This window comes from Treponema sp. JC4 (assembly GCF_000260795.1).
GTDB lineage: Bacteria > Spirochaetota > Spirochaetia > Treponematales > Treponemataceae > Treponema_D.
In genome coordinates this window covers 1-12,864 of the sequence record NZ_AJGU01000044.1, presented here as the reverse complement: position 1 = coordinate 12,864, position 12,864 = coordinate 1, and the positions used below count along the sequence as shown (strand labels likewise).

Here is a 12,864-nt window from a genome sequence, read left to right as displayed (position 1 = left end):
CCGGCCGCCACCAAAACAGCAGCCGGCTAAAGCATTATTTATGCCTTATTACTCTTCAACCAATTCCCATTCAGACTTCCAGTTGTTTACTACGTTAGAAGCAACTGTATTCCAGTCTTTTGAGCCCTGGCAGTACTGAAGAAGGTCAGCACCGAAGTTATCCTTGAATGTCTGAGAAGGGAACAATGTGAAGTTCCAAGATACAGAAGTAATTCCTTTCTTAGACATGAATTTCAAGATTTCTTTAGCCAATGGATCTGTTGGCTTTTCGTTCTCTGCGAATGTATCGAAAGGAGCAATGAAACCAAGTTTGTTTGTTACATAGTTCTTTCCTGTTTTTGAAGAATAGAGCCAGTAGATGAAGTCAGCAGTTGCTTTCTGATCTTCTTTAGAAGCTTTTTTGTTGATACAGTAGAAGTTTTCTGTTCCAACACAAAGACCCTGTCCTTCTTCACCTGCTACACCTGTATAGATTGGAAGATATTTTACGTTGTCAGCCTTAACTTTGTTTCCACTTACACCGTTGATCTGTCCCCAAGCCCAGTTTCCGTTCTGAACCATAGCAGCTTCTTCCAAAGCAAATTCAGCCATAGACTGATCTACAGTTTTTACACCAACATTTTTCTTATCTACAACAGAATCAGTTGTGTAAAGATCGAAAATGTTTTTGAAGTTATTACCATACTGGAATTTAATTTCGTGTGTAGCACTTGAAGTCAAGTCAATCTTGTTGTTCTTGAATTCATAATAAATAGGAAGGTTTGCAAGGTGTGTCTGCCATCTCCAGTCTTCACCTGCTTTCAAAGAAGTTGAAGCGAATACACCTTTAATTCCAAGGTCTGAAGCATGAGCCTGCATATCATCACAAAGTTCTTTGAGCTTTGCAAAGTTGTTGATTTCATCCATGCTCTTAAATGAAGTAGCTTTTGAAGAAAGAGCAAAGTATTTATCTGTAATAGCCTTGTTGTAAATGATACCATAGCCTTCTACTACATAAGGAATACCATAAGCCTTACCTTTATCTTTGATAGCAAGAGATTTGTCAGAAAGGTGTTTGTAAATTTCTGTTCCTGTCAAATCAGCGCAGTAATCTTTCCAGTTTGAGTATCCTACAGGTCCATTAATCTGGAACAATGTAGGAGCCTGTTTTGTTGCCATTTTAGCAGTCAAAGTAGACTCATAAGTGTTGTTAGCAGCTGTTTCAACGATAACTTTTACACCAGTTTCTTTTTCATAAGCAGCAGCCAATTCTTCATAAACAGCTGTTACTTCTGGTTTAAAGTTCAAGTAACGTACAGTTCCTTTTTTTGCAGCAGCAGACAAAGTCATTGCAGCAGCCAGCATAGCACAAGTGCTAATTACAATTTTTTTCATTTTATCCTCCTAGAAAAAAATACTTTTTTATTCAAATTGGAAAGACATTTTTGACTTTCGTCAAAAATTAGTTTCCACTATCCTTCAGACATTGGAAACGTTTCCAATTTTATCTAATAATTTTGGAAACGTTACTGGAAACGTTTCCAATCTATATTTCAACATTACCACGACTTTTTTCACTTGTCAAACAAATTCTTGCAAATTTATAAAAAAAATTTAACGATAAACTAATTTTAGGGCAAAATTCACCTTCCCAGGCGGCTTCCGGGCGCCCCTACGGTTGGTCTTGCTTTGCAAGACTGGCTTCGCCACCCTCCACCCTTGAGCCTGTGGCTATTTTCATCATTTCGTGCTACTCTTCCCATATGGAAAACAAAAACGCCTACCAGGCTCAACTCTTTAAAAACAGAATTACCAAACGCTACAAAGAACTTCGCAAATGGGCCCGCAAAAACCGCATTTCCTGCTACCGCCTTTACGACCGCGACATCCCAGAAGTTCCCCTTTCTCTTGATGTATATGAATTCCTTCCTTCAGATGTAACTACCCCACTCGAATGTGCAAAATTCCTAAGCGAACAGAACAGACGCATTTCAGAAAACGACCCGGCTATCGAAAAAGAAATTGAAGAACGCCGCTTTGCCGTTCTTTACTTATATGAACGCCCTTATGAAAAGCCAGCCGAAGAAGAAGAAATCTGGTTTTCCCTTATGGCAGAAGAAGCTGCAAAAGTTCTAAACATTCATCTTTCTCACATTGTCAAAAAAGAGCGAAAGCAGCAGAAGGGAACTAATCAGTATGAAAAGTCAGAAAATGACCAGAATTATTTAACAGGACTTGTTCAGGAACAGGGACAGCTTTTTACGCTTGATTTGCAGTCTTACCTGGATACAGGCCTTTTCTTTGACCACCGTCCTCTTCGTGCCAAAGTCCGTGAAATTTCAGGCGGAAAGAAAGTTCTCAATCTTTTCTGCTACACAGGAAGTTTTTCTGTTTACGCAGCAAGCGGCGGAGCAAAATATATAGAATCCCTTGATTTATCAAACACCTATCTGACCTGGGCCAAAGAAAACCTTGAACTCAACGGCTTTAAGGGACGCAGCTATATTTTTACAAAAACAGATGTTATCGCCTGGCTTTACGAAAAGGTAAAAAAACTGCCGGCCCAAGACGAAGAAAAATCAGATGAAAAATTTGACATTATAATTCTTGATCCGCCAACCTTCAGTAATTCAAAATCAACTGCAAATGTCCTGGATACAAACCGCGACTGGCCTAAGATGGTTGAACAGTGCATAAAGCTTTTGAATCCAAATGGAGTCCTTTATTTTTCAACAAACAGCACAAAACTTATTTTTGATGCAGAAAAAATTCCTCAGAAGGATAAGGTCACCGTTACAGACATTACAGAGCAGTCAATTCCACAAGATTTTGCAGGCAAGAAACCTCATAGATGCTGGCAGATTACTTTAAAATAATTATTGCCACACGGATTGGAGATTCCTAACGGAATCTCTTTTTTTAAAGGAATTGCGTTAGCAATTCCGAATCCGTGTGGCAAATCAAAAAAAAAAGACTTCCTATTCTGGAAGCCTTTTTGCTATCTGCAAGTTACACAACTTACAATTATTTGTCGCTCTTAATACCGTAGCGTTTGTTGAAGCGATCGATACGACCTGCAGTATCAACAAGCTTCTGCTTACCAGTATAGAATGGGTGGCAAGCTGAACAAATTTCAACGTGGATATTCTCTACAGTTGAACGTGTTTCGATAACATTACCGCAAACGCAAGTAATTTTTGTCATTTTGTAGTCTGGGTGGATTCCCTTTTTCATAAAAAACTCCTGATTCTTGCCCGATATTACGCCCGGCCGCCTCTGGCTTGCACGCAAGGTACATCCATCATTTCGCTACCGTCAACTAAAAATTTCAAAAATAATATCACAAGATAAAATAATACAAAGATTATATAAAATAATAGTTATTTTAGTCAATATAAGCAAAAAGGTACTTCCGCCGTAAAGATTCTGTCCGAACGGCTTCCGCGTGGAACCGTCATTTGTTCCGCAGCTTTGCGCTCGACGCAAGCTACGCTTGCTCTGCAGGCAATTTACACGTTGTATGCCCAGCATCGCGCAAAAAGCTACACAAATAACGAACCCACGCTCCGCATTTTTTAATGCAGCTTGCCTCTATACACACCTTTTTCTTATTTATCCATCTATCCCCGCTGTACCGGCGTTCATGCTGTTAAGGAAGGCTTCGTTAGTCTTGCTCTTCTTCATGCGGTCAAGGATGAGCTCGGTAACGTCAACATCTTCCATTGGGTTGAGAACTTTGCGGAGAATCCAGATTTTCTGAAGTTCATTTTCTGTAAGCAAAAGCTCTTCCTTACGGGTTCCGGATTTCTTAATGTTGATTGCTGGGAAGAGACGGCGCTCAGCAAGCTTGCGGTCAAGGTCAATTTCCGAGTTACCGGTTCCCTTGAACTCTTCAAAGATAACCTCATCCATACGGGAACCTGTTTCAATCAGGGCTGTTGAGATAATTGTCAAAGACCCCCCCTCTTCAACATTGCGGGCAGCACCAAAGAAGCGTTTTGGCTTAAAGAGAGCGTTAGAATCAACACCACCAGAAAGAACCTTTCCGGAAGTCTGAACAGTCTGGTTATAAGCGCGGGCAAGACGAGTGATAGAGTCAAGAAGAATTACAACGTCACGCTTGTGCTCTACAAGACGTTTTGCCTTTTCAAGTACCATTTCTGCAACCTGAACGTGGCGGGTAGCCTGCTCATCAAAAGTAGAAGAAATAACTTCACCCTTGATAGCGCGTTCCATTTCGGTAACTTCCTCAGGACGTTCATCGATCAAAAGAACGATAAGGTAAACTTCCGGGTTATTAGTGGTAATTGCGTTTGCAATTTTCTGCATAAGGATTGTTTTACCGGCTTTTGGAGGGGCAACAATCAAAAGACGCTGACCTTTACCAATAGGAGCAAACAAATCTACGATACGGGTAGAAACTTCTGTAGAAACAGTTTCCAGACGAAGTTTTTCCTGTGGATAAAGCGGTGTAAGGTTTTCAAAAGGAACGCGGGTCTGTGCAATACGAGGCTCGTCAAAGTTTACGCTTTCAATTCTGAGCAAAGCAAAGAAGCGTTCCCCCTCTTTTGGAGAACGGGTCTGACCGTAAACTGTATCACCTGTTTTAAGATTGAAAAGTCTGATCTGGCTTGGACTGATGTAAATATCATCAGGACCAGGAAGGTAAGAGTTCTGAGGCGAACGAAGGAAGCCATAACCGTCAGGAAGGATTTCCAAAGCACCGGAAGCAAAAATAATTCCGCCATGCTCTGTATGGGCCTTAAGGATTACAAAAATCAAATCCTGCTTTTTCATAGGAGCAAGGTCATCAGCTGTAAAACCGTACTGAGTTGCAAGCTCACGAAGCTCAGGCATAGATTTCAAAGTCAAATCATTAATCAAAAGACTTGGACGGCCTGTATTATCCTCACCCGCTTCTGCGGCAGATGCTGCAGCTGCCATAATTTCCGGTGCAACTTCTCCGCTTGGAGTCGGATAACTTGTTGTACCGTATGACTGACGCGGCTGATAAGGACGGCGAGGCATTCCACCTTTATTAAAACCACCCTGTTTTCTGTTCTGATTGTTTTTATAAGAATTGAAACCGTGTTCTTCTGAACGTTCTGAATTTTCGCTGCTTTCTGCTTTCTTTACAATACGTTTTCGTTTAATAATAACTTTTGCAGCGTCTCCTGCCTCACCTGCAGTTTCTTCTGACTGTGCCTGCTCAGGACTTTCTGTTTCCTGTGACTCCTGTGAAGCCTGAGACTCATCAGAAACAGACTCTCCTGAAAAATCTGAAGCGCCAGCCTGCTCTGATACAGCGTTCTCGGAAGGATTATCAAAATCAAAAGCCTGCTGTTCTGTTTCCTGAGCGGTCTTTTCTTCCGAAGTTTTTCTTCTTAATGGTGCCATTAAAAATACTCCATGTGTTTAATAAAAAGATTTTATCTATCTATATCTAATAAATAATAATTTCAGGGATTTTCAAAACTAAAAAATAATAAAAAAATAGAATAATTACTAAAACTTTGTATTTTTATTTTACATTCAAATTCGCTATCAAGTCAACAAAATTATTTTACAACATCAGCATGAACAACAAGCGCCTGTTTAAACTCTGAAGAAACAACAGAGAACAAATCAATATCAGGCTCTTTTTCAAGCATAGAAACTTTTCCGCTGTAATCAACATTATTTGCAATTCTAAGACGGGCTGTCGTAATATCACTTGCAACCGAACTTCCGTTAAAAATTTCAATACGCTCTGTTGCAGTAAGTTTTCCTTTTACCTTGCCGGAAATTTCAAGGGATTTTACAGAAATATCAGTAACATTACATTCAGATGTTTTTGTAATTTCAAGATCACCTGTCGGAGCATTAATGGTGCCGGAAAACTTTCCTGTAATAATAAGATGATCTCTGAATTCCAGAACACCATCCATTTCTGTATCTGCACCAATTATTGTAACATTCTGATTTTCTGATTCTTTATCCATAAGTAAAAATATTATACCCTTTATTTAGTCTTTGTGTCGAGATTTGAATCAATTTTAAGCATATTTTGTCTTAATTCCCTTCCCGGGCGGAAAATAGCAACATAATGAGGAAGACCTTTACAAATCTCACCTGTTTTTGGATTACGGGCAACTTCACGTCCCTTTCTGAGACGAGGTTCAAAGGTTCCAAATCCGCGGAGTTCTATTGTAGAGCCTTTCTGCAGGGCAAGACTGATTTCATCAAAAAGTTTATCAGCTACAGACTGAATATCCTGCTTATCGAATCCTGTTTTTTCATAAATGGAATTAATCAGATCGATTTTTCTTATTTTATTTGCTTCCATAATACCTTTTTAATTTATTGATTATTAAACTGATAAAAAAAAACCAGCTGGAGATTATCCAACTGGGTTTCTGAATGACTTAAAAAACTATTTTGCTGCTTTGAAAGTAGCGTTGAAAAGATTCATCATTCTTGACTTCTTGCGTGAAACTGCATTTCTCTTGAGAACACCCTTTGAGCGAGCGCTATCAAGTTCTTTCTGAAGTTTCTTGAATTTTTCTTCAGCGAGCTTTTCATCTTTTGCATGTACAGCTTCTACAAACTGTTTTGCATAAGTTTTGCAAGTGCTTTTGATAGCTTTATTATGAAGTCTACGAACTTCGCTCTGAGCGTGTCTTTTCTCTGCAGATGACTGTTTTCTTGCCAATTGGAGACCCCCAAAAAATAATTAGTTAACTTTTAAGATATTAACAAATTACCAGTTTCTGTTCAAGTGTGAATATCTGTAATTCAAAAAAAATTAAAAAATTTTAAAAATTTTCGCATTTTGCTATTGACCATTTTTGAAAGTGCTGATAATATACTAAACATCACTCACCAAGAGTGCATGTCTCCTTCGTCTAGTGGTTAGGACATCGGGTTTTCATCCCGACAACAGCAGTTCAATTCTGCTAGGAGATGTAAGAAAAAGGGTATCCGTTTAGGATACCCTTTTTTCATTTTCGGAGAGGTCTTTTTGCTTCGCAAAAAATCCTCGTGTAATATGCTATTAAATAAGTCTTTTCGGGAAATTAAAAAAGGGTGGAAATTTCTAAATACATTTCAGACAGTGTACGCGAGCAGCTCAGAAGCGAAATAAAAAAGGCAGACGGCAACGAAGTCTTTTTTACCGGCAGCATCGACGACACAGGACTTGTTACAGAAATTAAAGTCGGCTCCCGCGGGAACGAGCACACAGTTACCGTAAATTTTTCTGATGCCCAGAACCTTTCAAAAGCTTCAGTTTTAATTCATAACCATCCGGGCGGAAACCTTACCCCTTCTAACGCAGATCTGGGAGTTGCCGCAAACGCAAGCGAAAATGCCCAGGGCTTTTACATCATCAATAATTCCGTTACAGAAATCTATGTTGTTGTAGAACCCGTAAAAGCCCGCAAAATCCAGAAGCTTGATATTGAAGAAGCTGGAGCCTACATCAGCCAGGGCGGAGCTCTTTCTAAAATCTCTAAAAACTTTGAAGAGCGTCCTGTTCAGATTGAACTTTTAAAAAACATTGCGACAGCTTTTAATAATAACTGCCTTGGCGTTTTTGAAGCGGGAACCGGCGTTGGAAAATCTTACGCCTATCTTATTCCTTCAGTTTTGTGGGCACTTAAAAATAAAGAACGTATTATTGTAAGCACAGGAACAATCAACCTGCAGCAGCAGCTTTGCGAAAAAGACCTTCCTGCAGTAGAAAAAATTACAGGACTTCATTTTAAATATATTCTGATGAAGGGCCGTCAGAACTACATCTGTAAGCGCCGCCTTTATGACGCAGGTCTTAGCCGTGATCTTTTTGATAATGATATAGAAGAAATGGATAAAATCACCGCCTGGGAAAAGGAAACTTCTACCGGAAGCCGGAGTGATTTATCTTTTATGCCTTCAGAAAGCGTATGGAGCCGGGTAAATTCTGAAAGCGACGCCTGCATGGGAATGCGCTGTCCTTATCACGCTGAATGCTACGTTATGAAGATTCGAAAAGAAGCCGCAGACGCAAATATTATAGTAGTAAATCATCATCTTTTGTTTGCAGACATTGAATCGCGCATAGAAGGTGCCGGCTACGATGATACAGCAGTTCTTCCACCCTTCCGCCGCATTGTTTTTGACGAAGCCCACGGAATTGAAAGCGCCGCAACTTCATTTTTCAGCGAATCTTTTACCCGATTTAAAATCAACAAGCTGATAAATCAGATGTACCGCAGACGAAAGAATGCCGAATCCGGTCATCTTTTTACTCTGGCACTTCTTTCTTCTAATGAAGAAAAAGCTGGTCTTGCCGGAGAAATAGTTTCAAAAATCAAAAATGATATCCTTAATTTTGAAATTGCCTGTCTGGACTTACTGGGAAACGAAAGTACAAAACGCCTTTACGAGCTTACTGCCCGTGATTTTGGACCAGCTTTAGTTGCAATCGGAGAACTTGCCCAGAGCCTTGGAAAATTTACAGACCTGATTCATCTTATTATGGAAGGAATTGATGATGATGACAAAGATACGCCTGCCTGGTGGGAATCAAAAACCGTAGTCCGCCGCCTTGAAGGTTATGTTCTGTTATTAAAATCCTTTGGTATCTGGGATGAAAAACGCGAAAACGTTTACTGGATTCAGAAAAAGCGTCTTCCACCTGCAATGGCAATGGAAAACACAAGCCCGGACTACATCACACTTACTTCTACTCCGCTTGAAATTTCAGGTATGATGAACTCCGGCGTTTTTGAACCTATGTCCAGCGTAATTTTCACCTCGGCAACCCTGCGCACCGGCCGGGATTTTTACTACTGGATGAACAGAACAGGCGTTACCTTTGCAGAAAAAGAGCGTATCCGCTGTCTTGATTTTCCATCTCCTTTTCCTTACGAAAAAAACATGCTTTTTACAGTGCCAAACGACGCGCCAATGGCAGACAGCATGGAATATCAGCAGTATATAGAAATGGCAATTCCCCGCCTGATTCAGGCCGCAGAAGGAAGAACTCTTGTTTTATTTACCTCCCGGGAATCGCTTTACAGCGCCCACAGAGCCTGCCAGACTTATCTAAAAGGTTTTAAAGGCAGAATTATGCGGCAGGGAGAAGATGATCCGGGCCGCCTTTTAGAGGCATTTAAGGAAGAAGCCGAAAGCGTTTTATTTGCCACAGATTCTTTCTGGCAGGGAGTTGATGTACCAGGCAATTCTTTGATGCAGGTTATTATTGTAAAACTCCCCTTCACCGTTCCAAATGATCCAGTTTTCACAGCCCGAAGCGATGCCATCAAAAAACGCGGCGGCAACTCCTTCATGGAATTAAGCGTTCCTGAAGCCGTAATCAAATTCCGCCAGGGAATTGGCCGCTTAATCCGCCGCAGCGACGACAAGGGAGTCGTTGTAGTTTTAGACCGCCGCATTTACGAAAAGCGCTACGGAAGCATTTTTACAAGCTCAATGCCAGACTGCAAACGCCTTTACGAGCCTCTTTCTGAGCTTACAAATAAAATCAATGACTTTATTTTTGATTGAATATAATTTATAATATTACAGATAAAAAAGTTAATTTACGGAGCTTCTATGTCAAGTTTTATATCTGTAATCTGCCTTGTAGGAATGATAATTCCTGCTACAATTGCAAACATCATCTGTTATCCCTTTGCAAGAAAACTCAGCATTAAAATTTCAGATTACATTGTAGAAGTCCTTGCTCCTCGTCTTTTTGCCATTGTCAGAACTTACAAGCATTTCCACCTCTGGAAATATGATGAAAACCGCGAAAATCTTCCTGAACAGTTTCTGGTAATTTCAAATCATCAGAGCCTTCTGGACATTCCTCTTTATATGGTATTTTTCCGCAATAAAAACGTACGCTTTGTAGCAAAAGATGCCCTTGCCCGCCACGTACCCCTTGTTTCAGAAATGCTGCGTGCCCATGAACACTGTATGATTCCACGCCGGGCAAAACCAATGGAAGCAATGGATGTTCTTGATAAGTTTGGAAAACGTGTATTAAAACGAAATCAGATTCCGGTTTTATTCCCGGAAGGAACCCGTACAAAAGACGGGAACGTTGGAAAATTCTATTCAGCAGGCTTCAGAAAGCTTTCAGAAGTTACAGGACTTCCGGTTGTTGCCTGTGCCCTTGAAGGCGGCTACCAGCTGCGCGATTTACGAAACATTCTTACAAAACTTAAACGCGGTTCCTACCGTGTAAAGATTCTCAAGGTCTATGACGCGCCTAAAACAAAAGATGAATGTACAGCCGTCCTTGATGATGCAAGAGCAGTAATTCAGGCACAGGTTGAAGAATGGCGCAAATTAAAGCCGCTCGAAAAATATTAATCTTGTAAAAAAATTACAATATCACTAAAATTACTTAAGTATAATTAAAAATAGCGCGCCTTTCGCGACACGCTCTGGAGGACTCTATGGGAAAGAAAAATCTTGACTGGTCGAACTTACCTTTTGGCTACATCAAAACTTCTAAAAGCTTTGTAGCAACATGGAAGAACGGCGAATGGGATGAAGGAAAACTCACTTCAAAGCATTCATTTAAAATTGACGAATGTGCGTGCGTTTTGCAGTATGCACAGACTTGTTTTGAAGGACTTAAGGCATATACAACAGAACACGGCGACATCGTAACTTTCCGTCCTGACTTGAACGCAGAACGTATGGAAAATTCATGCAAACGCCTTCAGATGCCTGTTTATCCAAAAGAAAAATTCATTGAAGCAGTTTTGAAGACAATTGAAGCAAATAAAGACTGGGTTCCACCTTACGGAAGCGGCGCTACCCTTTACATCCGTCCATTTATGTTCGGTTCAAACAATGTAATCGGTGTAAAACCAGCTGATGAATATCAGTTCCGCATTCTTGTAACTCCAGTTGGACCTTACTTCAAGGGCGGTGCAAAACCTATCACAGTTCGTATTTCTGACCTTGACCGCGCCGCTCCTCACGGAACTGGTGATATTAAGGCTGGTTTGAACTATGCAATGAGCCTTTACAACATCGTAGACGCTCACAACAACGGTTTTGCAGAAAACATCTACACAGACCCTGCAACTCACACCTATCTTGAAGAAACCGGTGGAGCAAACATTCTTCTGGTAACAAAAGACGGAAAACTTGTAACTCCAAAATCAGGTTCAATTCTTCCTTCTATTACACGCCGCTCTATTCTTACAGTTGCAAAAGACGTTCTTAAGATGGAAGTTGAAGAGCGCCAGATTAACAAGGCAGAACTCAAGGATTTTGCAGAATGCGGTCTTTGTGGCACAGCTGCCGTAATCAGCCCTGTTGGAACAATCAACGACCACGGAACAGAAATTAAGTTCAATGATGGAAAAGATGAGATGGGACCAGTTCTCCAGAAAATCTACGACACATTGACAGGAATCCAGATGGGCAGACTCCCTGCTCCAGAAGGATGGATTTATACTATCTAGACAATAATCTTTAGATAAAAAAAAGCAGCGGTTTCATTTAAGATACCGCTGCTTTTTTGTTTTTAAATATATTCTATTTACCAAGTTTACGAACAAAGGCATCCTTAAAGCCAAGTTTCTGTATATACTTAAGGGCTGCCTCATAATCATCTTCATTATAAACTCCGGCAAAAATCTTATATCCATTTTTATGTGGAATAAAGAAAAGCTTTAGTTCCGGAGAATATTTTCTGGCAAACTTTTCAAGATTATCTTCGTTTGTCAAAAAGGAAAGCTGAATATAATAGCCTGAACGAATCATTTTTTCATTGGCTATAAGTTTTTTGAAAGAAATAGGCTCTTTAGAAACTTTTGTTTCCATTTTTTCAGGCTCAGGCCCTACAGTCGGCTTCTCCTGTATAACTTCTTCTTTTATCAGCAGATTTTGAGTTTCTTCGGCAGTCTGGCTTTTATCTTCTTCGATTATTTCTTCTTCAACTTTTGCAGTCTCTTCCACAGAGGCCGGAAGGTCAAGAATAATCGGAGCATAAGCCTGGTCTGAAGTATTTGCAGTATTTGCTTCAATATTAACTGGATTCTCAGAAACAATTTCATCAAGAGGAAGAGCAATATAATCAGGAAGCTCAGAAGCAGCATTTTTTGTCTCACTTCCCTCTTCTGTAACTTCATCAGCAGCTTCTTCTACAACTACAGGTTTACTTAAAATTATCTGATCATCATTTATAGAAAGAGGCTGTTCAAGGCCTGAAAAATCATTTTCATCAAGACCAAAAACAGTAAGTTTGGCAGTTGCAGTTTCCCGGATTTCAGGAGGATTAATTCTTTCATCAAGAAGAACACTTGCATCAGTCTGCTCAGAAATCTTAAGGGCAGAAGCAGCTTCCTGAGAGAACTTAATTCCAATATCCTCAGTCTGTTCAATAGAACCGATAATCAGAACATTTACAGAAGCCTGAGTTTTTCCATTAATTACAGTAAGAGTATCACCTGGGAAATAGCCTTTTGCCATTGCAAAAAGACCTTTTGGATATTCATTAGAAGCGGCAACAGCAACCTTACCACGCCAGTAATTGTCAGGAATGGCAGGGGCTGTGTTTTCAGGTAAAAAGCCTTCAGAATTTTCTTCATCAAATACAACTTCTTCTTCAATTACATCTGAAAGTTCAGAAGTGTCAGCTGCATCCTCAGAAACCAGTTCCTCGGCAATTTCATCAATATTTATGCTGGAGCTGTCTGAAACTTCGTCTATACTGGTTTCCTGAGCAGAAAGCAAAGTAAGGGCAGCAAAAAAAATCAAACCTGTAAAAATCGTTTTTTTCATCAAAAGTCTCCAGCTAATCACTTATTTAATTTTTCTTAAGAAAGCGTCCTTATATCCGTATGACTTAAAGCGTTCAAGAACTACAGCATATTCATCCATATTCAAAGAACCAAT

11 protein-coding genes and 1 tRNA gene are annotated in these 12,864 nt (G+C 40.0%); 5 read left to right on the top strand and 7 right to left on the bottom strand.

Going from position 1 to position 12,864, the window contains the following annotated elements:
* Nucleotides 1–48: 48 nt before the first annotated feature.
* On the bottom strand, nt 49–1,374 hold the full coding sequence (locus MSI_RS11725; protein WP_009107279.1) for an ABC transporter substrate-binding protein: 1,326 nt from the start codon (nt 1,372–1,374) through the stop codon (nt 49–51).
* 368 nt (nt 1,375–1,742) lie between these two features.
* Here MSI_RS11725 and MSI_RS11720 point away from each other — a divergent pair, with 368 nt between their 5' ends.
* Complete coding sequence (locus MSI_RS11720; RefSeq protein ID WP_009107277.1) at nt 1,743–2,855, top strand: class I SAM-dependent methyltransferase; 1,113 nt, start codon at nt 1,743–1,745, stop codon at nt 2,853–2,855.
* A 148-nt stretch (nt 2,856–3,003) separates the two neighbouring features.
* Here the strand turns inward: MSI_RS11720 and rpmE are convergent, their stop codons facing one another.
* The 5 genes from rpmE to rpsT all read right to left on the bottom strand — a co-directional run bounded on the left by rpmE (nt 3,004) and on the right by rpsT (nt 6,670).
* Nucleotides 3,004–3,213 carry a 50S ribosomal protein L31 gene (rpmE, locus tag MSI_RS11715; RefSeq protein WP_009107274.1) on the bottom strand — a complete coding sequence of 70 codons (210 nt, stop codon included), beginning with the start codon at nt 3,211–3,213 and terminating at the stop codon, nt 3,004–3,006.
* Nucleotides 3,214–3,591: 378 nt separating this feature from the next.
* The gene (gene rho / locus MSI_RS11710) at nt 3,592–5,376 is read right to left on the bottom strand and encodes a transcription termination factor Rho (protein ID WP_009107272.1); all 1,785 of its coding nucleotides are present in this window, start codon (nt 5,374–5,376) and stop codon (nt 3,592–3,594) included.
* Between the two features lie 161 nt (nt 5,377–5,537).
* Nucleotides 5,538–5,960: a polymer-forming cytoskeletal protein gene (locus MSI_RS11705; RefSeq protein WP_009107270.1), complete on the bottom strand. Its 423-nt coding sequence runs from the start codon at nt 5,958–5,960 to the stop codon at nt 5,538–5,540.
* A gap of 20 nt (nt 5,961–5,980) precedes the next feature.
* Complete coding sequence (locus MSI_RS11700; protein ID WP_009107268.1) at nt 5,981–6,304, bottom strand: HU family DNA-binding protein; 324 nt, start codon at nt 6,302–6,304, stop codon at nt 5,981–5,983.
* A gap of 87 nt (nt 6,305–6,391) precedes the next feature.
* Nucleotides 6,392–6,670, bottom strand: coding sequence for a 30S ribosomal protein S20 (gene rpsT, locus MSI_RS11695; protein ID WP_009107265.1), 279 nt, complete (start codon nt 6,668–6,670; stop codon nt 6,392–6,394).
* A gap of 182 nt (nt 6,671–6,852) precedes the next feature.
* On the opposite strand from rpsT, the gene MSI_RS11690 reads away from it, so the two are divergent.
* From MSI_RS11690 to MSI_RS11675, 4 genes are all read left to right on the top strand, one after another.
* A tRNA-Glu gene (locus tag MSI_RS11690) sits at nt 6,853–6,924 on the top strand.
* Between the two features lie 120 nt (nt 6,925–7,044).
* Nucleotides 7,045–9,507, top strand: a complete 2,463-nt coding sequence (locus tag MSI_RS11685) for a helicase C-terminal domain-containing protein (protein WP_009107263.1) — start codon at nt 7,045–7,047, stop codon at nt 9,505–9,507.
* Between the two features lie 48 nt (nt 9,508–9,555).
* Nucleotides 9,556–10,320 carry a 1-acyl-sn-glycerol-3-phosphate acyltransferase gene (locus tag MSI_RS11680; RefSeq protein ID WP_009107261.1) on the top strand — a complete coding sequence of 255 codons (765 nt, stop codon included), beginning with the start codon at nt 9,556–9,558 and terminating at the stop codon, nt 10,318–10,320.
* A 74-nt stretch (nt 10,321–10,394) separates the two neighbouring features.
* On the top strand, nt 10,395–11,429 hold the full coding sequence (locus MSI_RS11675; protein WP_255324545.1) for a branched-chain amino acid aminotransferase: 1,035 nt from the start codon (nt 10,395–10,397) through the stop codon (nt 11,427–11,429).
* A gap of 73 nt (nt 11,430–11,502) precedes the next feature.
* Here MSI_RS11675 and MSI_RS11670 read toward each other — a convergent pair whose 3' ends face one another.
* Nucleotides 11,503–12,750, bottom strand: a complete 1,248-nt coding sequence (locus tag MSI_RS11670; protein ID WP_009107257.1) for an SPOR domain-containing protein — start codon at nt 12,748–12,750, stop codon at nt 11,503–11,505.
* Nucleotides 12,751–12,864 lie beyond the last annotated feature (114 nt).